Source organism: Marinospirillum perlucidum (genome assembly GCF_003336805.1).
Classification (GTDB): Bacteria; Pseudomonadota; Gammaproteobacteria; order Pseudomonadales; family Halomonadaceae; genus Marinospirillum; species Marinospirillum perlucidum.
Window position 1 is genome coordinate 33,839 of sequence record NZ_QFWJ01000010.1, and the last position, 18,984, is coordinate 52,822.

At 55.0% G+C, this 18,984-nt stretch carries 20 protein-coding genes; 17 read left to right on the forward strand and 3 right to left on the reverse strand.

Annotated features, from left to right (window positions below):
• Genes nadD through lipA form a run of 11 tightly spaced genes read left to right on the forward strand, consistent with a single transcriptional unit; the run spans nt 1 to nt 9,631 of the window.
• The gene (nadD, locus tag DFK18_RS11890) at nt 1-699 is read left to right on the forward strand and encodes a nicotinate-nucleotide adenylyltransferase (RefSeq protein ID WP_114418486.1); all 699 of its coding nucleotides are present in this window, start codon (nt 1-3) and stop codon (nt 697-699) included.
• Nucleotides 681-1,025, forward strand: coding sequence for a ribosome silencing factor (gene rsfS, locus DFK18_RS11895; protein WP_114418487.1), 345 nt, complete (start codon nt 681-683; stop codon nt 1,023-1,025). The genes nadD and rsfS overlap by 19 nt, the downstream gene beginning before the upstream one ends.
• Nucleotides 1,026-1,027: 2 nt before the next feature.
• Nucleotides 1,028-1,495, forward strand: coding sequence for a 23S rRNA (pseudouridine(1915)-N(3))-methyltransferase RlmH (gene rlmH / locus DFK18_RS11900; RefSeq protein WP_114418488.1), 468 nt, complete (start codon nt 1,028-1,030; stop codon nt 1,493-1,495).
• 6 nt (nt 1,496-1,501) lie between these two features.
• Nucleotides 1,502-3,382: a penicillin-binding protein 2 gene (gene mrdA, locus DFK18_RS11905; protein ID WP_114418489.1), complete on the forward strand. Its 1,881-nt coding sequence runs from the start codon at nt 1,502-1,504 to the stop codon at nt 3,380-3,382.
• Complete coding sequence (rodA, locus tag DFK18_RS11910) at nt 3,372-4,511, forward strand: rod shape-determining protein RodA (protein WP_114418490.1); 1,140 nt, start codon at nt 3,372-3,374, stop codon at nt 4,509-4,511. The genes mrdA and rodA overlap by 11 nt, the downstream gene beginning before the upstream one ends.
• Before the next feature lie 20 nt (nt 4,512-4,531).
• Nucleotides 4,532-5,545 carry a lytic murein transglycosylase B gene (gene mltB, locus DFK18_RS11915; RefSeq protein ID WP_218563954.1) on the forward strand — a complete coding sequence of 338 codons (1,014 nt, stop codon included), beginning with the start codon at nt 4,532-4,534 and terminating at the stop codon, nt 5,543-5,545.
• A gap of 22 nt (nt 5,546-5,567) precedes the next feature.
• Entirely contained in the window at nt 5,568-6,425 is an 858-nt protein-coding gene (locus DFK18_RS11920) for a septal ring lytic transglycosylase RlpA family protein (protein ID WP_114418491.1), read from the forward strand.
• A 59-nt stretch (nt 6,426-6,484) separates the two neighbouring features.
• The gene (locus DFK18_RS11925; protein WP_114418575.1) at nt 6,485-7,672 is read left to right on the forward strand and encodes a D-alanyl-D-alanine carboxypeptidase family protein; all 1,188 of its coding nucleotides are present in this window, start codon (nt 6,485-6,487) and stop codon (nt 7,670-7,672) included.
• 50 nt (nt 7,673-7,722) lie between these two features.
• Nucleotides 7,723-8,010 carry an HP0495 family protein gene (locus DFK18_RS11930; RefSeq protein WP_114418492.1) on the forward strand — a complete coding sequence of 96 codons (288 nt, stop codon included), beginning with the start codon at nt 7,723-7,725 and terminating at the stop codon, nt 8,008-8,010.
• Complete coding sequence (lipB, locus tag DFK18_RS11935; protein ID WP_114418493.1) at nt 8,010-8,669, forward strand: lipoyl(octanoyl) transferase LipB; 660 nt, start codon at nt 8,010-8,012, stop codon at nt 8,667-8,669. Before DFK18_RS11930 ends, lipB begins: the two co-directional genes overlap by 1 nt.
• Nucleotides 8,666-9,631: a lipoyl synthase gene (lipA, locus tag DFK18_RS11940; RefSeq protein WP_114418494.1), complete on the forward strand. Its 966-nt coding sequence runs from the start codon at nt 8,666-8,668 to the stop codon at nt 9,629-9,631. The genes lipB and lipA overlap by 4 nt, the downstream gene beginning before the upstream one ends.
• Here lipA and ispE read toward each other — a convergent pair.
• The 3 genes from ispE to DFK18_RS11955 are packed head-to-tail and all read right to left on the reverse strand — an operon-like array spanning nt 9,628 to nt 12,898.
• Entirely contained in the window at nt 9,628-10,494 is an 867-nt protein-coding gene (gene ispE, locus DFK18_RS11945) for a 4-(cytidine 5'-diphospho)-2-C-methyl-D-erythritol kinase (protein ID WP_114418495.1), read from the reverse strand. The genes lipA and ispE overlap by 4 nt on opposite strands.
• On the reverse strand, nt 10,491-11,093 hold the full coding sequence (gene lolB / locus DFK18_RS11950) for a lipoprotein insertase outer membrane protein LolB (protein WP_114418496.1): 603 nt from the start codon (nt 11,091-11,093) through the stop codon (nt 10,491-10,493). The genes ispE and lolB overlap by 4 nt, the downstream gene beginning before the upstream one ends.
• Nucleotides 11,093-12,898: a tetratricopeptide repeat protein gene (locus tag DFK18_RS11955; RefSeq protein ID WP_162299774.1), complete on the reverse strand. Its 1,806-nt coding sequence runs from the start codon at nt 12,896-12,898 to the stop codon at nt 11,093-11,095. Before DFK18_RS11955 ends, lolB begins: the two co-directional genes overlap by 1 nt.
• A 168-nt stretch (nt 12,899-13,066) precedes the next feature.
• Here DFK18_RS11955 and hemA point away from each other — a divergent pair, with 168 nt between their 5' ends.
• The 6 genes from hemA (at nt 13,067) to DFK18_RS11985 (ending at nt 18,921) form a co-directional block, all read left to right on the forward strand.
• Nucleotides 13,067-14,359 carry a glutamyl-tRNA reductase gene (hemA, locus tag DFK18_RS11960; RefSeq protein ID WP_114418498.1) on the forward strand — a complete coding sequence of 431 codons (1,293 nt, stop codon included), beginning with the start codon at nt 13,067-13,069 and terminating at the stop codon, nt 14,357-14,359.
• Between the two features lie 60 nt (nt 14,360-14,419).
• On the forward strand, nt 14,420-15,502 hold the full coding sequence (prfA, locus tag DFK18_RS11965) for a peptide chain release factor 1 (RefSeq protein WP_114418499.1): 1,083 nt from the start codon (nt 14,420-14,422) through the stop codon (nt 15,500-15,502).
• 5 nt (nt 15,503-15,507) lie between these two features.
• Nucleotides 15,508-16,347 (forward strand): peptide chain release factor N(5)-glutamine methyltransferase, encoded by an 840-nt coding sequence (gene prmC / locus DFK18_RS11970; protein ID WP_218563955.1) that lies wholly within the window; start codon nt 15,508-15,510, stop codon nt 16,345-16,347.
• 312 nt (nt 16,348-16,659) lie between these two features.
• The gene (gene lrp / locus DFK18_RS11975) at nt 16,660-17,172 is read left to right on the forward strand and encodes a leucine-responsive transcriptional regulator Lrp (RefSeq protein WP_114418500.1); all 513 of its coding nucleotides are present in this window, start codon (nt 16,660-16,662) and stop codon (nt 17,170-17,172) included.
• Nucleotides 17,169-17,933: a HesA/MoeB/ThiF family protein gene (locus DFK18_RS11980; protein WP_114418501.1), complete on the forward strand. Its 765-nt coding sequence runs from the start codon at nt 17,169-17,171 to the stop codon at nt 17,931-17,933. Before lrp ends, DFK18_RS11980 begins: the two co-directional genes overlap by 4 nt.
• 76 nt (nt 17,934-18,009) lie before the next feature.
• Nucleotides 18,010-18,921, forward strand: a complete 912-nt coding sequence (locus DFK18_RS11985) for a DMT family transporter (RefSeq protein WP_114418502.1) — start codon at nt 18,010-18,012, stop codon at nt 18,919-18,921.
• Nucleotides 18,922-18,984: the final 63 nt, after the last annotated feature.

Below are 18,984 nucleotides of genomic sequence, written 5' to 3' on the forward strand. Positions count from 1 at the left end.
ATGTCTGTTGTCCAGCCACTGGTGATGATGTACGGGGGTACTTTTGACCCGGTGCATCACGGTCACCTGCGTACAGCCGTGGAGTTGACCCAGGCGCTGCCGGTTAAACGCTTGCACATGATTCCCTGTCAGCTGCCTCCCCACCGGGGGCAGCCCGGAGCAACCCCCGAGGATCGCATGAACCTGCTGCAGCTGGCTGTAGCCCGGGAACCGCAGCTTTTTGCCGATGACCGCGAACTTAGGCGTTCGGGGCCTTCCTGGTCGGTGGATACGCTGATCAGCCTGCGCGAAGACTACGGCAGCAAGCAGCCTTTGGCGCTGGTGTTGGGCTGGGATGCCTTTCTGGGTTTACCCTCCTGGTCACGTTTTTCCGAATTATTGGAGTTGGCTCATCTGGTGGTCATCGACCGCCCTGGTGAAGAAGACTCGCCCGGGCAAGTTCTGCAAAAACTGCTGGATGCCAAGCAAACCCGGGAGCCGGAAGACTTGACCCTGGCGCCCGCTGGCAAGCTGCTGCGTCTGAAACTGCCTGCCAGCATGGAAATTTCTGCGACCCGTATTCGTCAACTGCTCAGTGAAGGCCGCTCTGTGCGTTACCTTCTGCCGGATGCAGTGATAGACTATCTGTTTGCCCGCAAGCTGTATTCCTGCAGCCTCTCTAGCCCAACCCAAGAGACACTATGCAAGTCGAAAAATTGAAAAGCCTGGTGCTGAATGCACTGGAAGATTTGAAAGCCAAAGACGTTTGTGAACTGGATGTTCGTGAAGCCAGTAGCGTCACGGACTTTATGCTGATCGCTTCGGGGACTTCCTCGCGCCAGGTGAGCGCTCTGGCCACCAATCTGGTGACGCAACTGAAAGAAGCCGGGGTCACGCCACTGAGTTTGGAAGGCCTGGATGCCGGAGACTGGGTGCTGGTGGATCTGGGCGATCTGCTGGTGCATATCATGCAGCCGGAAACCCGCTCCTTCTATGATCTGGAAAAACTCTGGGGTGACTTCTCCCTGGCTGAAAAACAGGCTTGAGTGTGAAAATTCGTGTGTTGGCTGTAGGCCAGAAAATGCCAGCCTGGGTTTATCAGGGTGTCGAAGACTATACCCGCCGGCTGCCGGCGGATTTCCGGGTGGAATTCGAAGAAGTACCACTCGGCCAGGGGCGCAGTGGTGGTGATATCAAAAAAGCCCTTGCCAAGGAGACTCAGGCATTGCTGGGCCGGATCAAGGACCGGGAAAAAGTGATCGCGCTGGATGTGCAGGGCAAATCCTGGAGTAGCGAGAAGCTGGCTGACAAGGCCGAAAACTGGCGCATGGAAGGTCGCGATCTGGTACTTTTGATTGGCGGGCCGGATGGTCTTTCCAAAGAATGCCTGTCACGTGCCGAAGAGCGCTGGTCGCTATCCGACCTGACCCTGCCCCACCCACTGGTGAGGGTGCTCCTGGCTGAGCAACTTTACCGTGCCTGGACCCTCCTGGCTGGCCACCCTTACCATCGTTGAAGAACCATGACTGAATTTCGCAGACAGATCAAAGATCCGGAAAAGGAAAACCAGATTTTCCAGTTTCGTGCGCGCCTGCTGCTTTTGATCGTTGTGGTTTTCATGGCTGTACTTTTTTTCCGCATGGCCTATCTGCAGGTCTTTCAGTATGACCAGCATGTTTCCCGATCCGAACGTAATCGGACCAATGTAGAGGCAATTCCACCAACCCGTGGTCTGATTTACGACCGTAACGGTCGCCTGCTGGCGGATAATCTGCCCAGTCACAGTCTGACGCTGACACGTGAGTTGGCGGGGGATGTTGAAGAAGTGGTGGGGCGGATCTGCAGTTTTCTGGAAATGCAGGCTGATTGTCAGGCCACCCTGATGGAGCGAAGCCGCCATCGTCGCAGACCTTTCGAACCGGCCTTATTGCTGGATCAGCTGACCGAAAAACAGATTGCTATTCTGGCCGTTAATCGCCACCTGCTCCCCGGTGTGGAGATATCTGCCCAGTTGTTACGCCACTATCCGGCTGGTGAAGCTGTGGCGCATGCTCTGGGTTATGTCGGCCGTATCAGTGCCGAAGATCTGGAAGAGCTGGATCGACGGGCCTATTCGGGTACCCACTATATTGGCAAAACAGGTGTTGAAAGCCACTATGAAAATCTCTTGCATGGCGAAGTAGGTTATCGTCGCGTCGAAACCAATGCGCGCGGACGGGTGCTGAGGGTGGTGGAGTCTGAACCTCCGCGTCCGGGCGTGGATTTGACGCTGCATCTGGATAGCCAACTACAAGAGGTCGCTTATGCCAGCTTGCGGGGTCGTAAAGCCAGTCTGGTTGCTATTGAGCCTTCAACAGGTGGGATACTGGCGTTGGTCAGTTCACCTAGTTTTGACCCCAATGTCTTTGTCGGTAGCCTGGATGATCAGGCCTTTACTGACTTGCGCAACGACGGCAATCTGCCCCTGTTTAACCGCGCAAGCCGGGGGCAGTATGCGCCCGGTTCAGTGGTAAAACCCTTCATGGGCTTGGCCGGTTTGGAAATGGGAGTCATTGAACCTGATATGACCATGGAAGATCCGGGTTATTTCCAATTACCCAATGATGACCGCCTTTACCGCAACTGGAAGCGAAACGGGCACGGTGAAGTGGATATCCGTCGTTCAATCGAGGTATCCAATAACACCTTCTTTTACAGCCTGGCCTATGCGCTGGGCATCGATCGCATTGCGCCCTATATGCGCGAGTTTGGTTTTGGTCAGCAAACCTCCCTGGATGTCCTGGGGGCACGTGAAGGGCTGGTGCCCAGTCGTGAATGGAAGCGTGAAAATCTGGAAGAGCTCTGGTATCCCGGCCAAACCCTGAGTACCGGGATTGGCCAGGGTTATTGGTTGACGACCCCCTTACAGCTGGCTACTGCTACAGCTGTTCTAGCCAACAAGGGCGAATGGGTCCGGCCGCGTTTGCTGCAAAGTGCAGAAGGAGAAGCCGCTGAATTTCCTGATGCACAAGCGCGCGATCCTGTTCCGGTGATGGACCCGCAAAACTGGAATATTATTCATGAAGCCATGCAGGAGGTCTTGCATGGACACGAGGGGACGGCTCGCTTTTCGGGCGAAGGGGCGGCTTATCGCATAGCGGGTAAAACCGGGACTTCTCAGGTGGTGAGCCTGAGTCGTGAGTTCGAGCAGCTACCCCCGGAAGAGCGTCCCGAATTTATGCGCAATCACGCCGTGTTTATGGGCTTTGCACCGGCTGATAACCCCCAGATCGCCCTGGCAATAATCGTGGAAAATGCCAAGGGTGGTGGAAGTAAAATCGCTGCTCCTATTGCCCGCGAAGTGTTTGATGCCTATTTAACTCCTGAACGCCTGGCTGAACTGGAGGCGAGTGATGCCCCGTGATTTTCAATGGAAGTTGCCAGGTGCCCACCTGCACCTGAAAAAAAAGGAAGGGCTGCTAACCCGAATCCACTTGGATGGTTGGCTGTTGGTTGCTTTGCTAGGCCTGATGGGCTGCGGACTATTAATTCTTTATAGTGCCAGTGGCAGCAGTATGCAGGTCACTCTGGCCCAAATCTATCGTTTTGGCCTAGCCTTGGTGGTGATGCTGGTCGTAGCCCAGGTACCACCACGTTATATGCGCCGCTGGGCCATCTGGGTCTACCTGGCGACCCTTTTGGCACTGGTGGCTGTTCTGATTATAGGGATTGATGCCAAGGGGGCGCAGCGCTGGCTGGTGATGGCGGGTTTCCGTTTTCAGCCCTCGGAGATGATGAAGTTAGCCTTGCCCTTGATGCTGGCGGCCTACCTGTCACAAAGACATCTTCCCCCCAGTTGGAAACACTTGGGAGCTGCTGCCTGTATTCTGGCTTTGCCGGTTTTATTGATTGCCCGCCAACCTGATCTGGGGACTTCCCTGCTGGTGGCGGCAGCCGGACTGGTGGTGCTATTTATGGCGGGGTTGAGCTGGCGCATCATCTTTTCGTTTATGGTCCTGGCGCTTTCTGCTTTGCCAGCTCTCTGGTGGGTAATGCACGATTACCAGCGCAATCGCGTACTGACTTTTCTTAATCCGGAAAGAGATCCTCTGGGGACCGGCTGGAATATTATCCAGTCGACTACAGCGATCGGCTCTGGCGGGCTGCAGGGCAAGGGCTGGCTGGAAGGCACCCAGTCACGCCTGGAATTTCTTCCCGAAAGGCATACCGATTTTATTATTGCAGTGCTTGCCGAAGAAACCGGACTGATCGGGGTAACCCTTCTGCTGGCACTCTATCTGGTTATTATCTGGCGGGGCCTGCTGATCGCCATGTCAGCCGTGGGAACCTTCAGTCGACTCCTGGCTTCTGCGGTGGTTTTTACCTTTTTCGTGTATGTTTTTGTTAACATAGGCATGGTCAGTGGCCTGCTACCGGTTGTCGGGGTGCCCTTGCCACTGGTCAGTTTCGGGGGGACATCGAGTTTGACGCTCATGGCTGGTTTTGGCGTCCTCATGTCTATCCACACCCATAATAGCTTGCTGAATAAATAGACTGCCCGGGAGCTGTCAGTATGAACTCAAAAAGCCACTTGTTGATTGGTGTTCTGGTGTTATTCTTGGTGGTGATGAGTGGGCAGGTTGCCGCCAGTGTTTATGATCCCAGTCAGCGCCGGGACGTCGAAGCCTTTATTGATGAGCTGGTGACCGAGCGGGATTTTGATCGTCTCCTGCTGGAGGAATTGTTTTCCGAGGCCCAGCAGCGTCAGGACGTTCGTGATCTGATGTCTCGCCCAGCAGAAAGAGTTCTGGCCTGGCATGAATATCGCCAGATCTTTATCACCAATCAACGTATTGCTGCCGGTCGCGAGTTTATGCAGAAGTATGCTGCCACCCTCAACCGGGCTGAAGAAGAATACGGAGTGGAGGCTGAAGTCATAGCGGCCATTATCGGCATTGAAACCTTTTATGGACGCAACAAGGGACGACATCGCGTGATCGATGCCTTGGCAACCCTGAGTTTTGATTATCCGGAAGCCGCTTCACGTGATCGCTCTGCCTTTTTTCGCAGCCAGCTGGTCGAATTCCTGAATCTGACCCGCCAGCAGGGCCTCAATCCTCGCTTGCCACTGGGTTCCTATGCAGGTGCCATGGGCTACCCGCAATTTATTCCCACCAGTTATCGTGATTTTGCCGTGGATTTCAGCGGTGATGGCTTTATTGATATCTGGACTAATCCGGTGGATGCGATCGGTTCGGTAGCCAACTATTTTAAAGCTCATGGCTGGCAAACCGGTCAGCGCATTCTTGTGGAAGCCAATCTCGAGTCCCAGGCAGGCCCTCTGCAAGACTTGCGCCATAACCGTTTTGATCGCCTGCCCCTGGAAGAAGTGATCCAGCAGGGGCTGTTACCCCGCGAGCCCCTTGATCTCGATACGGCCACTCAAGTGCTGCCCATGGCTTTTAAGCTGGAAGAGGGGGAGCGTTTTGTGATAGGTTTGCCCAATTTTTACGTGATTACACGTTATAATCATAGCCGTATGTATGCTTTGGCTGTGTACGAATTGGTTGATGCCTTGCGCCAATAAATTTTGATTGAGATCGCGGAAAATGCCCAGGTACTTGTTTCTTGTCCTTCTGCTCGTGCTGGCCAGTCTGTTGGTGGGCTGCTCGGTGGGCGGTGGTGGTGGTGTTTTCGGTGCTCGCAGCAGTGGTGGCTACAGCCTGCATGACAAGATAGTCAGCTCGGGCAATGGTCGCTATACCCAACGCCGCGACAGCCTGCCAGCCAACCCGCCGGATGTCTCCCGGGTTCCTGATGCGCAACCGATACCCGAGCCGCGTAGCCAAAGAGGCAACAGCCCGACCTATACAGTTTTTGGGCGCACCTACCGGGTTCTCGCTTCCAGTCGTGGATTTACCCAGACGGGGACGGCCTCTTGGTATGGCAGCAAGTTCCATGGTCATGACACCTCCAATGGTGAGGTCTACGACATGTATGCCATGTCTGCCGCCCACACACGCTTGCCTCTACCTACTTATGTTCGGGTGACCAATCTGGGCAACGGCAAGCAGGTTATTGTTCGTGTCAATGATCGCGGCCCTTTTGTGGGCAACCGTATCATTGATCTCTCCTATGCCGCTGCCCATCGGCTGGATATGCTCGAAACCGGTACTGCCAGAGTGCGCCTGGAAGCTTTAGATCCTTTGGAATGGCAGGCCCGTAATGGCTCCGGCAATTCGGCTGGAGGGAGTGTCTTTCTTCAGGTAGCGGCTTTGGGCAATGCCCAGGCTGCCGAGCGCCTGCAAGCCAGGGCTAGAGAATTAACCCAGGCACCCGTTCGTGTTGTATCGGATCAATCTCTTTATCGAGTCCAAGTCGGGCCTTTGGAGGAAGCTTCCGCAGAAGCGGCCATCCGCAAGCTGGAAGCTTCTGAATTAGGTCGTCCCTTTCGTGTACGTCAGTAAACCAGTTGCTTTTTCCTAGCAGCTAAAACTCAATAGTGATCGAGTCGCTCATGATTGTCATGCAATGCAGTAAACAGCTACTAATCCGCTTTGGTCAATCTCTGTCAGGTCTGGGGTTGGCCCTTTTGCTGACAGGGCTGCTGAGTCAACCCTTGCTGGCCCAGGTGATGATACCTGCACCCCCGCAACTGGCAGCCACTGCCTGGGTGCTGATGGATGCCCACAGTGGCCGGGTTCTGGCTTCACATAATGCTGAACAGCGTCTGCCGCCAGCCAGTTTGACCAAGATGATGACCAGTTATCTGGTTGAATATGAAATGAATCGGGGCAATATTACCCCTGACGAGCGGGTACCCGTCAGTGTCAAAGCCTGGCGGATGCCGGGTTCACGCATGTTTATTCAAGAAGGCACTTTGGTCTCTGTAGAAGATCTGATGCAGGGTATCATCGTCCAGTCCGGTAATGATGCTTCAGTGGCTATGGCTGAATACCTGGCGGGCAGTGAAGAAGCCTTTGCTGATCTGATGAATCAGCATGCTCAGCGCCTGGGTATGGATAACACCCAGTTTCGCAACTCCACTGGTCTGCCCGAGGAAGGTCATTACTCTTCGGCCATGGATTTGGCGATCCTGGCACGAGAAAAGATTATCAATTATCCAGGGCATTACTCACTTTATTCGCAAAAAGAATTTACCTACAACAACATCCGCCAGAGTAATCGCAATACCCTCTTGTGGAGCGATTCCAGTGTCGATGGCCTGAAAACCGGGCATACAGATGAAGCTGGCTACTGCCTCGTGGCTTCGGCTGTACGTAACGAAATGCGGCTGATTTCAGTCGTCTTGGGGACCCGTAGCGAAGCTAGCCGTGCCCAGGAAAGTCAGAAGCTTTTGACCTATGGTTTTCGCTATTTTGAAACGCCCAAGCTCTATGAAAAGTTCCAGGTACTGGATCGTGAAGATGTATGGCAGGGTGAGGTTGATCAAGTTGAGCTAGGTTTGCGTAGTGACCTCTATGCCACCATTCCTCGTGGAGAGCAGGGCAACCTGCAAGCCCGCGTAGAGGTGGAAAAAACCATTAAGGCACCCATAACTGCCGGTCAGGTCATGGGGCAGCTGGTCGTAACCCTGGGCGAAGAAGAAGTGGCCCGCGAGCCGTTGGTAGCCTTGCAAAATATTGAAGAGGCGGGCTTTTTCAAACGCATCTGGCACAGCCTGCTGCTGTTCGTGATGGGTTTGTTCAGTTGATGTCCCCTAGGGTATAATGTTTGACTAAATTACTAGGTTTTAAGTGAGCCATGCAAGACAAGACCAGCGGTCCTCAGGATCAACCACCCAAAATCGAGTTTCCCTGCCACTTTCCGATTAAAGTGGTGGGTGAGGCTGCACCCGACTTTAAAGCCTGCGTGCTGGATGTCCTGGCAGGTCTGGAAACCAGCTATCTGAAAGAAACGGTGGAAGTGGTGGATAGCCGTAAGGGACGTTTCCAGTCCATCCGCATCACCATCCACGCTCAAAGTGAGCAGGAACTCACGCGCCTGCATTCGGCCCTGAAAGAAACCGGCCGAGTTCATATGGTGCTCTAATGAGCGATCCCGGCCTCCTGCAGCTTCGCTACCTGGGGCGTCAGCCTTACGAACCCGTGTGGAAGCGGATGCAGGCGTTTACCCAGGAAAGAACCGACGCTGATGCCGACGAACTCTGGATACTGGAACATGATTCCGTGTTTACCCTGGGGCAGGCAGGCAAGGAAATCCATCTGCTGGATCCGGGCGATATCCCTGTAGTGAAGGTGGATCGCGGTGGCCAGGTCACCTGGCACGGTCCCGGACAGCTGGTGATCTACCTGCTACTCAACGTCAAGCGCTTGAGCATGGGGGTCAGGGATCTGGTCAACCTGATCGAAGAAAGCATTATCGATTACCTGGCCAGTCTGGGCATCGAGGCCCAGGCCCGAGCTGATGCGCCCGGTGTTTATGTGGGTGAAGCCAAGATAGCCGCCCTGGGACTCAAAATTCGCCGGGGCTGCAGTTTTCATGGCCTGAGCTTTAACCTCGATTGTGAGCTGGAGGCGTTTCGGCGGATTAACCCCTGTGGCTATGCCGGGATGCCGGTCACTCGTCTGGCCGATTTGCGCCCCGACATTTCTCCCGAGCAGGCCCGTGAAGACCTGCTCCAGATACTTCTGCGTCGCCTCGGGCATCAGCAGATTTCTACAAGCAAGCATTGGCAGGAGCTGGCATGACAGCAAAGACACAAGCAAAGAAGATCGTTCAGGGTGAAAAGCTGCGCGGTGCTGACAAGACCTCCCGTATTCCGGTCAAGGTGATTCCTACCGAGACACTGCCCAAGAAACCGGATTGGCTAAGGGTGCGCATGCCGATTTCTCCGGAAATCAACCGCATCAAGGACACCCTGCGCAAGCACAAGCTGAACACCGTGTGCGAAGAAGCCTCCTGCCCCAATCTCGGTGAGTGTTTTCATGGTGGTACTGCCACCTTCATGATCATGGGGGACATCTGCACCCGTCGCTGTCCTTTCTGTGATGTCGCCCATGGTCGGCCCAATCCGCTGGATGAAGATGAACCCCGGGAAATGGCCGAAGCCATTGCCGAGATGAACCTTAAATACGTGGTGATCACCTCGGTGGACCGGGATGACCTGCGTGATGGTGGGGCGGGTCATTTCGCCCAGTGCATCAGCGAGCTACGCCAACGCATGAGCAAGCTGGAAATCGAGGTTTTGGTTCCCGATTTCCGTGGGCGCATGGATATCGCCGTCGATATATTGCGGGAGACCCCTCCGGATGTCTTTAACCACAATCTGGAAACAGTGCCCGAGCTCTACAAAAAGGTGCGTCCCGGTGCTGATTACCAATGGTCGCTGGATCTGCTCAAGCGCTATAAGGAAGCCTGCCCGGATGTCTTGACCAAATCCGGTCTGATGCTGGGGGTGGGTGAAACCGATGAGCAGGTTTTGCAGGTCATGCGTGATCTGCGCGCGCATCAGGTGGACATGCTGACCCTGGGCCAATACATGCAGCCTTCCAAGGATCACTTGGCAATCGATCGCTGGGTGACGCCCGAACAGTTTGCCTGGTTTGCCGAAGAAGGTTACAAAATGGGCTTTAAGCACATAGCTTCAGGCCCGCTGGTGCGTTCCTCCTACCATGCTGACAAGCAGGCGCACGGTGAAAAGGTGGGCTAGGCCATAACGGCCAGTTGCCGGTGGGCTGGCGAGCGGTTGCAACCCTTAGCCAGCCAGCCGCGCGCACCCTGCATTTGCAGTTCTTTCGGCAGCTCTTCCAGCAGTTGCCGCCCCTGACTTGCTTCATCAATTACTGCGTAGATACAAGCACCGGTTCCCGTGAGGAAAGGCTGGAGGCCAGCGGCTTGCAGCCATTCAAAGCCCTGGTCGACTGCCGGGTAGAGTTCGCGAGCCAAGCTGGTGAAAACATTGTGGCCTAGCTGTGCCTGGGCTTGATGAGGTGTGATGCGCGTGCTCTGACGATTCAGCTCAGGGTGACGGAAAAAGTCGGCGGTGCTGCAAGAGCAGCCGGGATGCAGAATGAGGTAGTCCTTTTCTTCAACAGCCCAGGGCTGCAGCTGCTCACCGATCCCTTCAGCCCAGGCGGTTTCACCGCGCAGGAAGACGGGCACATCTGCACCCAGTTGTAATCCCAACTTGGCCAGCTGATCCAGATCTAATCTTAGATCCCAGAGGTGGTTCAGTGCCAGAAGAGTGGTTGCTGCATCAGAACTGCCTGCACCCAGGCCCCCGCCCATAGGAAGCTGCTTGTCGATGCGAATGCTGACACCCTGGCTTGGATTGGCGCGATAAGTAGCCAAAAGCTGTGCCGCTTTCCAGACCAGATTGTTTTCGCGGGGAACACCGGGGAGGGGTGTTTCCAGCTGGATTTCACCATCCTTGCGCAGGGTAAAATCCAATTCGTCACTAATATCCAGAAAGTGAAACAGGGTTTGCAGCTCATGGTAGCCATCGGGTCGCTGGCCGGTGATCTGTAAAAAGAGGTTGAGCTTGGCTGGAGCCGGAAGACTGAGTTGCTTCATGGTTGTTCAGCGAAATCCTGTTCGTTGGACGAAAAAAGTTGCCAGCTGTGGATCGCCAGGCGAATTTCCAGGTCACCCTGATTAGCTACCAGGAGGGCTGGTAAACGCCGCTCCTCGACCTGGGTAAAGCGTCGCCATTCCAGCTGCCAACCATCCTGAAGGAGGCTGGAAGTATTGAGCTGCTGGTAGGGGCCTGGAGCGGGTAATCCGCGAATCCAGTAGACCATATTGGACAGGGGTAGCTGCAATCCCAGCCCCTGGCGAAGCAGCTGTTCCGGGCTGGCGGCCTGCAACGTCTGGCCATCTGAAGTGACCAGGGTGACATAAAAAGGGCGGCCATCCAGGCGGGCACTGCCCTGGCCCAGAGGGCCAAAAATCTGTAATTGATAAGAGTAGCCGTCCTGCTGCCAATCAAGATTAAGGGTTTGACCGTCATTGGGGGTCTTGATTGCCAGGCGCCCTTGGGCTCGCCAATGCCAGAGTTCGGCATTAGGCAGGAGTTCTTCCTGGGCGGGAGGTGGCAGTGGCTGGCTGGAGCAGGCTGCCAACAGGGAAAGCAGTAATAGCAGGAGCAGCGGTTTTTTGATGCCTGCCAGCATTAGCGAGCCTCCAGTTGGGGTTTTCTTTGCAGGAGCTGGTCGATCAGCGGAGTGGGGTCTTGTTGACGCAATTCATTCAGGAGTTGTCGGGCCTGTTGGTGTTCACCCATTTCCCAGAGGACTTCAACCAGATGCACGCCAATTTCCTCGTCCGGGAGGCGTTCATAGGCGGTTTCCAGGTGTTCCCTGGCTTCCTCCAGGCGATCCAGACGGAACAGGGCCCAGCCCAGGGAATCCAGAATCTCCGGAGCTTCACTGTTGAGGGCGTGAGCTTTACGAATCAGCAGGAGGCCCTCGTTGATACGGTCGTCTGTATGCTTAACCAGGGTATAGCCCAGGGCATTGAGGGCCATGGCATTATTGGGTTCCAACTCCAGCAGCTGCCTCAAGTCAGCTTCCATTTGATCCAGGTGACCGAGTTCGTATTCCAGCAGGGCTCGTGAATATAGCAGGGGTGTGGACTCTTTCCCCCTGGGCAGGAGTTCCCGGCCGCCATCAACCCACTCAAGGGCAGCCGTTAGTTGCTCTTCCTGGCGTAAAAGCTGTTCTCCCATGAGCGTCAAGGGGGTGATCAGCTCCGGAGCCTTTTGCCGATTTCTGTCCAGGAGTTCCAGCGCCGGGCCTGTACCTCTGTGTTGTTCCAGCAGAAGGTTAACACCGGCTCGCGAGGCCTCCAGCAAGGCCTGGCCGGAATCGACAGCGGCATAAAAATCAAGTGCTCTTTGCCTGTTACCCTGTCTCTGGGCTGCTTCACCGAGAAGAAGATAAGCCTGGTCGGCCAGGGCTTCATCTCGGGTCAGGGGTTGCAGGGTCGCCTCAGCAGCCGGGTACTGACGGGTTTCCATTTGAATACGAGCCAGGGCCAGGCGTATTTGCGGATTTTCCGGTTGCAGCCTGAGAATGCGGTCAAAGGTGTTTTCTGCCGCTTGCAGTTGTTGGTTTTCCAGTTGGGTTCGAGCGACCTCCAGCCACAGGCGGATTTCCTCGGGTTTTTCTTTCAGGGCCTGCTGGAGTAGCTCCAGGGCTGCCTGCATTTTATTCTCCGCTCTATACAGACGCGCTTGCAATTGCAGGGCGCGGATACGCAGAGGATCCAGCTCTAACGCCTGATCCAGGTGGGACTGGGTCTGCTGTTTACGTCCCAGTTCCCAGCTGATCAGTGCCAGCGCTGTCTGCAGATCTGCACTGGGTTGGGCTCGATTCTGGCTTTCCTGTAGCATCAATTGATAGAGTTCTTGCAGAAGCGGATGGCCGGTTTCGGAAAGATGCCCGGCCAGGAGGGCAAAATTGCTGTCGCCACTCAGTTGTTCATAACGCAGCAGGTGCTCAAATGCCTGCAGGTAGTCTTCGTTCTGCAACAACAAGCCGGCAGCGGTTCTCTGGGCATCGGGGTTGTCAGGAGCAGCATCGGCCCAGATGATGGCGGCATCCAAGGCAGCCTGTTGTTGTTGGGCGAACTGGGCAATCCAGGTGGCTCTTTCAGCGATTTCGGCCTTGCGGGTTTGTATGGCCAGATCGATGTAGGTGTCCAGGGTGAAATCCAGTAGATTGCGTTGACCGGCCAACTCAGCACTCAGCAGGCGGTAGGTCAGATTTTGATCCAGGCCCTGAACGGGAGGGTAGTCCTGCTCGGAGGCATGGATATAGAGTTGGGGTTGTCTGGCTTCTCCCAGACTCACGCGGCCAGGCGCTTGGGCTTCAGGCTGGGTGGCGCAGCCAGCGAGTAACAACAGCAAACTTGCTGTAGGCACCAGCAGCAAACGGCTCAGGCCAGCAGGAAGGGAAAAATTATAAAGGCTAAACATGCGCGTTGAGTCTGGTTTCGGTTTTGATTGTGCTATCATAACGTCCTTATAGCCAGCTGCCCTGCAATTTATGTAAGCGGTTGTTTTTTATTGCACGTTTTCTGCCCCTGGTTGAAGGGGGGAGCCGACTTCTTGGAGTGACGTTTGACGGTGCCAGCAGTACAGCCAATGCGTTTTCTAGCTCTGGGCATAAATCATAAGACGGCGCCCGTTGCTTTGCGAGAGCGGGTCGCTTTTTCGCCTTCCCAGTTGGAAGCCGCCAGCCAAGAATTGCGCGAACATCAGAGTATCAAAGAAGCGGCTATCGTTTCCACCTGCAACCGTACGGAAGTCTATACCCTGGTGGAGGCTGGCGATGCTGCGCCCTTGTTGGAATGGTTGAGTCATTTTCATGGCCTGCCTCTTGATGAAGTCGCCAAGCACAGCTACATCCATGAAGACCAGTCGGCCATCGGTCATTTGATGCGTGTTGCCAGTGGTCTGGATTCCATGGTGCTGGGTGAGCCTCAGATTCTGGGTCAGATCAAGGATGCTTATGATCTGGCCAAACAGAATAATCTTCTCGGCTCGGGTCTGGAGGGACTTTTTCAGCAGGTTTTTGCCACCGCCAAACGAGTCAGAACCGAAACCGGTATCGGCACCAACCCGGTTTCCGTGGCCTATGCAGCCGTGAGTCTGGCGCAAAAGATTTTCTCGGATCTGCGTGAAAGCAGCGCCCTTTTGATTGGTGCCGGGGAAACCATCGAACTGGTGGCCCGTCATTTGCGTCAGGCTGGTGTCAGCCAGTTAGTGGTGGCTAATCGCACCCTGGATCGTGCCCAGAGCCTGGTTGAAGAGGTCAACGGCCAGGCCGTCACGCTGGATGCCATTCCCAATGAATTGGCCAAGGCCGATATCGTCATCAGCTCCACTGCGGCCCCCTTACCGATTCTGGGCAAGGGCATGGTAGAAAGAGCGCTTAAATTAAGGCGCCACAAGCCCATCTTTATGGTGGATATTGCCGTACCCCGGGATATCGAACCCCAGGTGGATGAGCTGGATGATATCTTTCTGTTTACCGTCGATGATCTCCAGGAGGTCATTGACGAGAACCTGGCCGCGCGTCGAGAAGCCGCCGAACAGGCCGAGCACTTGATTCGTGCCAGTGTTCAGGAATTTCAGCGCAGCCTGCGGGTGCGTGATGCCGGACGCATGATCGGCGAATTCCGCCGCAATGCCCAGCAGCTGGCCGATGCCGAGTTGGCCCAGGCCCTGGCCCAGTTGGAGCAGGGGCAGGATGCCCAGGAGGTCATGCAAAAACTCTGTCGTAGCCTGACCAATAAATGGCTGCATCACCCTACTCTCAAGTTGCGTGAAGCCTCGGCTGAAAATCGCGGTGATTTTCTGGCTTCAGCTGCCGAACTGCTTAATCTGGAAACCAACCAGCCACCTCCTTCCGGAAAAAACACCAAGGAGCCCTAGCTGCTCCCTGCAAGGATTTGCACTGTTTTTTCCATTTTTCAATTTTGGATTTTCCTGTATATGAAAGCCTCTCTACACACCAAACTGGACAACCTTCGCGATCGTTTTGAAGAGTTGTCAGCGCTTCTTTCCGACCCTGAAACCATCAGTCAGCAGGACAAGTTTCGCAGCTATTCCAAAGAGTATGCAGAGCTGGAACCGGTGATTCAGGCGTACAACCGCTATACCCAGCAGCAGGAGGATCTGGCTGCAGCCGAAGCCATGGCTGAAGATGATGATCCCGAGATGCGTGAAATGGGTCGCGAGGAAGCCCAGGAATTGAAAGCAGGTCTGGCGGATTTGGAAGCGGAATTACAACGCCTCCTGCTACCTCGTGATCCCAATGACAGCCGTAATATCTTTCTGGAAGTTCGCGCCGGAACCGGCGGCGATGAAGCCGCGCTTTTTGCCGGGGATCTGTTCAAGATGTACAGCCGCTTTGCCGAAGGCAAGGGGTGGCAGGTGGAAATTCTTAGTTCCAATGACAGTGAAGCCGGTGGCTTCAAGGAAGTCATTGCCCGCATCAGTGGCCGCGATGTCTATTCCTGGCTGAAGTTTGAATCCGGTGTCCACAGGGTTCAGCGGGTGCCCGCTACCGAATCCCAGGGGCGTATCCACACCTCCGCCTGTACGGTAGCGGTCATGCCTGAAGCCGATGAAGTCGGGGAGGTGGACATCAATCCGGCCGATTTGCGTATAGATACCTTCCGCTCTTCCGGTGCCGGTGGTCAGCACGTTAATACCACTGACTCGGCCATTCGCATTACCCACTTGCCCACCGGTCTGGTGGTGGAATGCCAGCAGGAGCGCTCCCAGCACAAGAACAAGGCCAAGGCCCTGTCCTGGCTGGCGACCCGCCTGAAACAGCAGGCTGAAGATGATGCCCACAAGGCCCAGGCCGATGAGCGCCGTTCTCTGGTGGGCAGTGGTGACCGTTCCGAACGAATTCGAACTTATAACTTTCCCCAGGGCCGGGTGACCGATCACCGCATCAACCTGACTCTCTACAAGCTGGATGAAATCCTGGCCGGTAGCCTGGACGAAGTGGTTTCAGCCCTGGCACAGGAGCAGCAAACCGAACTGCTGGCCCAGATGGGAGCCTGATCGCGGTGATCACGATCAAATCCTGGCTGCAGGAGGCCGCGGCTCAACTGCTCAATGCCGGTATCGACAATGCCCGCCAGGAAGCTGAAATCCTGCTTTGCCAATTGCTGCAGAAAAATCCGGCCTATCTGTTTACCTGGCCGGGGCAGGAATTGAGCCAGGAACAGCAAACCAGCCTGGGCCGACAATTGCACCAACGTCTGGAAGGTACACCCTTGGCCTGGATTCTGGGTGAATGGGAATTCTGGGGCCTGCCCCTGCGGGTTTCCCCGGCGACTTTAATTCCCCGCGCGGATACCGAAGTCCTGGTGGAAGCTGCTTTGGATTCCTGTGTCCTGCCCCAGGCGCGAGTCCTGGATTTGGGAACAGGTACCGGCGCCATCGCCCTGGCTTTGAAAAAGGAGCGTCCCCAGTGGAAGGTGGATGCCGTTGATTTTCAGCCGGAAGCCGTTGCTCTGGCCAGGGAAAATGCGCGCCACTTGCAGCTGGACATCAGAGTCTGGCAATCCGACTGGTGGCAGGCAGTGCCTGAAACACCCGGTTATGATCTGGTAGTCAGCAATCCCCCCTATATTCACCCCGAGGATCCGCATTTGCAGCAGGGAGATCTTCGCTACGAGCCTTCTTCTGCCCTGGTTGGTGGGACAGATGGCCTGGAAGCCTACCGCCAGCTATTGGCAGGTCTGCCCAAGCATCTGCGCCCCGGAGGCTGGTTTCTGGTGGAGCAGGGCTATGATCAGGCCGAAGCGCTTCAGGGTCTCTTTGCCCGGGCAGGCTTGCTTGAGCGCCTGACTTATCCGGATTACGCCGGCCAGCCAAGAGTGACCCGGGGAAGACGTCAATAAGGAAACCCCTGATTAACTATTGCGCTTGTTTATACTGCGTTGAAATTGACCTCAAAATACTCATTTACTTGCTGTAAATTCCGCTTTTTCGTTCAATTCCGCCTTGTCTAACCTGCGCTCATCACGTTAATTAGACGCTCCCAAGTCAAAACCTCCAGCAAAGGTGTGGTTTTTGCCAGGCTAACATGATAAAACTCTGAAAGAGAGTAGGCTTTTGGCAAGATCAACTGTTTTGAGGGAGACTTTTTAGCTGCTTGCCATCAATTTTGCCTGCTTTTTTGGATGACTGATAATAATAAAAGGCAGCTTTCCATGAAAAACAATAAAAGCAAAACCCTGGATAAAATTGATCTTAAAATTCTCCAGGCACTGCAGGATAATGCCCGCATTTCCTATGTGGATCTGGCCAACAAGGTGGGTCTTTCCACGACTCCTTGCCTGGAAAGGGTCAAACGCCTGGAACGCAAGGGTGTGATCAAGGGTTACAAGGCCATACTCAATCCCAAATACCTGCGTGCCAATCTGTTGGTGTTTGTGGAGATAAGTCTGGAAACGCAATCCCCGGCTGTTTTTGACGAGTTTCGCCGCGCCGTGGCCCAGTTGCCCCAGATTCAGGAATGCCACCTGGTGTCCGGTCAATTTGATTATATTCTCAAGTGCCGGATTCCCGAGATGAGTGCCTACCGGCAGTTGTTGGGTGATGTGGTTTTAACCTTGCCCGGTGTAAAAGAATCCAAGAGCTATGTAGTAATGGAAGAAGTGAAAGAAGATACTGCGATCTATGTTCCCTGCCTGGAGGAGTTCGAGCAGGACTCTCTGGTATGACGCACCCGGATCTGACCGACCAGCAGCTTTTGCGCTATAGTCGCCAGCTTTTACTTCCTGAACTGGATGTGGCGGGGCAGCAGAAGCTTCTGGCCAGTCGGGTGCTGATTCTGGGGTTGGGTGGTCTGGGTTCGCCCGTAGCACTCTATCTGGCAGCCGCAGGTGTGGGTGAATTACACCTGGCGGATGATGATGAGGTTGAGTTGTCCAACCTGCAGCGACAGCTACTGCACCAGGAAGCTTCCGTGGGTAAGACCAAGCTGGCTTCAGCGAAGGAAACCCTGAAGGCGACCAACCCGGAGATTGACCTGGTGGGTTACTCCCAGCGGCTGGAAGGAGAGCTCTTGGATCGAGCCGTTCAGCAGGTAGACTTGGTGTGCGATTGCAGTGATAACTTTGCTACCCGTTTTGCCCTCAATCGCAGCTGTTACCGCTGGAAGAAGCCGCTGATTTCCGGTGCAGCGATTGGTTTCTCCGGTCAACTGGCAGTTTTTGATCCCCATGATCCCCATTCCCCCTGCTATGCCTGTCTCTATGATGAAGATGCTGAAGAGGAAGCCTTGAGTTGCTCCGAGGCGGGTGTACTGGCCCCGCTGGTCGGCGTAATCGGCAGTCTTCAGGCCATGGAGGCTTTAAAGCTCCTGGCTCAGTGTAGGGAAACGGCCACTGGCAAACTTCTCACCTATGAGGGTCTGAAAGGAAACCTGCGTACTCGAAAGCTAGTTAAAGACCCTGCTTGCCGTTGTTGTGCTAATATTTAGACTTATCGGTCTGAATTTTCCTTGTTGATTAATCCTGTCAGCGGCTGCTGACGGGATTTATTTATTTTGGTGTAGCATGAATCTATCCCTGGCAGCTTTCTTTTCTTCCTCGCTTCTGGTGCGTCTGGCTCCCTGGCTGTTTGTGCTTCTCTGGAGTACCGGCTTTATCAGCGCCAAGTATGGTCTTCCCTACAGCGAACCCTTCACTTTTCTGGCCTGGCGAATGGCTTTCAATCTGCTGGCCTTTGCTTGTTTACTCAAGCTTTTCAGGGTGAAACTTCCCGGAAATTATCGTCTGTGGGGTCAGCAGCTATTGGCTGGTGCCCTGATTCACGGCGCCTATCTGGGCGGTGTTTTTTCGGCTATCGATGCCGGTATCCCGGCCGGTTTGACGGCGCTTCTGGTGGGTTTGCAGCCTCTTTTGACCGGGCTCTTGGTGTTTGTATTCTGGCAACAAAAATTACGCCTTAGCCAGTGGTTGGGGCTGTTGCTGGGGTTGTTGGGGGTCTTGCTGGTTCTGCAACAGACTTCCGAGATGCAGTTGCAAGGAGTAGCCGTTACCTGGACGGGCCTGGCCTGGGTGCTGCTGGCTCTTTTGGGGATTACGCTGGGCACCCTCTACCAGAAAAATGCCTGTGAATCGCAATCGCCATTGACTGCCTCTTTTATCCAGTATGTTGCCTGTCTGGGACTGATGCTGACTGCGGCCTGGATGGCGGATGAAGGCCCGGTGCACTGGCATCCGGATTTTATTCTGGCGCTGGGCTGGTCAGTGTTGGTGCTCTCCGTCGGGGCACTTTTGCTCTTGTTGTTGATGATTCGCGCGGGTGAATCCACGCGTACGGCCAGCTATTTCTACCTGGTGCCCCCGCTGACCGCCCTGGAGGCCTGGCTGTTGTTTGATGAAAGCATGACGCTTCTGGCCCTGGCAGGCATGCTAATCACACTGATGGGGGTCTACTGGGCAAATCGTCCAGCCAGGTCTTGATGGGCGTTGACCCCAGATCAAACCAGTCGGCTTGAGGCGGCTGGCCGGTTCACAGGGCTGCTT

Coding starts and splice junctions, on each gene's coding strand:
- DFK18_RS11920 (WP_114418491.1), top strand. CDS start 5,568: ATGCCCAGGTACTTGTTTCTTGTCCTTCTGCTCGTGCTGGCCAGTCTG.
- DFK18_RS11930 (WP_114418492.1), top strand. CDS start 7,723: ATGCAAGACAAGACCAGCGGTCCTCAGGATCAACCACCCAAAATCGAG.
- nadD (WP_114418486.1), top strand. CDS start 1: ATGTCTGTTGTCCAGCCACTGGTGATGATGTACGGGGGTACTTTTGAC.
- hemA (WP_114418498.1), top strand. CDS start 13,067: ATGCGTTTTCTAGCTCTGGGCATAAATCATAAGACGGCGCCCGTTGCT.
- mltB (WP_218563954.1), top strand. CDS start 4,532: ATGAACTCAAAAAGCCACTTGTTGATTGGTGTTCTGGTGTTATTCTTG.
- DFK18_RS11985 (WP_114418502.1), top strand. CDS start 18,010: ATGAATCTATCCCTGGCAGCTTTCTTTTCTTCCTCGCTTCTGGTGCGT.
- DFK18_RS11955 (WP_162299774.1), bottom strand. CDS start 12,898: ATGTTTAGCCTTTATAATTTTTCCCTTCCTGCTGGCCTGAGCCGTTTG.
- prfA (WP_114418499.1), top strand. CDS start 14,420: ATGAAAGCCTCTCTACACACCAAACTGGACAACCTTCGCGATCGTTTT.
- lrp (WP_114418500.1), top strand. CDS start 16,660: ATGAAAAACAATAAAAGCAAAACCCTGGATAAAATTGATCTTAAAATT.
- lipA (WP_114418494.1), top strand. CDS start 8,666: ATGACAGCAAAGACACAAGCAAAGAAGATCGTTCAGGGTGAAAAGCTG.
- lolB (WP_114418496.1), bottom strand. CDS start 11,093: ATGCTGGCAGGCATCAAAAAACCGCTGCTCCTGCTATTACTGCTTTCC.
- mrdA (WP_114418489.1), top strand. CDS start 1,502: ATGACTGAATTTCGCAGACAGATCAAAGATCCGGAAAAGGAAAACCAG.
- ispE (WP_114418495.1), bottom strand. CDS start 10,494: ATGAAGCAACTCAGTCTTCCGGCTCCAGCCAAGCTCAACCTCTTTTTA.
- DFK18_RS11925 (WP_114418575.1), top strand. CDS start 6,485: ATGCAATGCAGTAAACAGCTACTAATCCGCTTTGGTCAATCTCTGTCA.
- DFK18_RS11980 (WP_114418501.1), top strand. CDS start 17,169: ATGACGCACCCGGATCTGACCGACCAGCAGCTTTTGCGCTATAGTCGC.
- lipB (WP_114418493.1), top strand. CDS start 8,010: ATGAGCGATCCCGGCCTCCTGCAGCTTCGCTACCTGGGGCGTCAGCCT.
- rsfS (WP_114418487.1), top strand. CDS start 681: ATGCAAGTCGAAAAATTGAAAAGCCTGGTGCTGAATGCACTGGAAGAT.
- rodA (WP_114418490.1), top strand. CDS start 3,372: ATGCCCCGTGATTTTCAATGGAAGTTGCCAGGTGCCCACCTGCACCTG.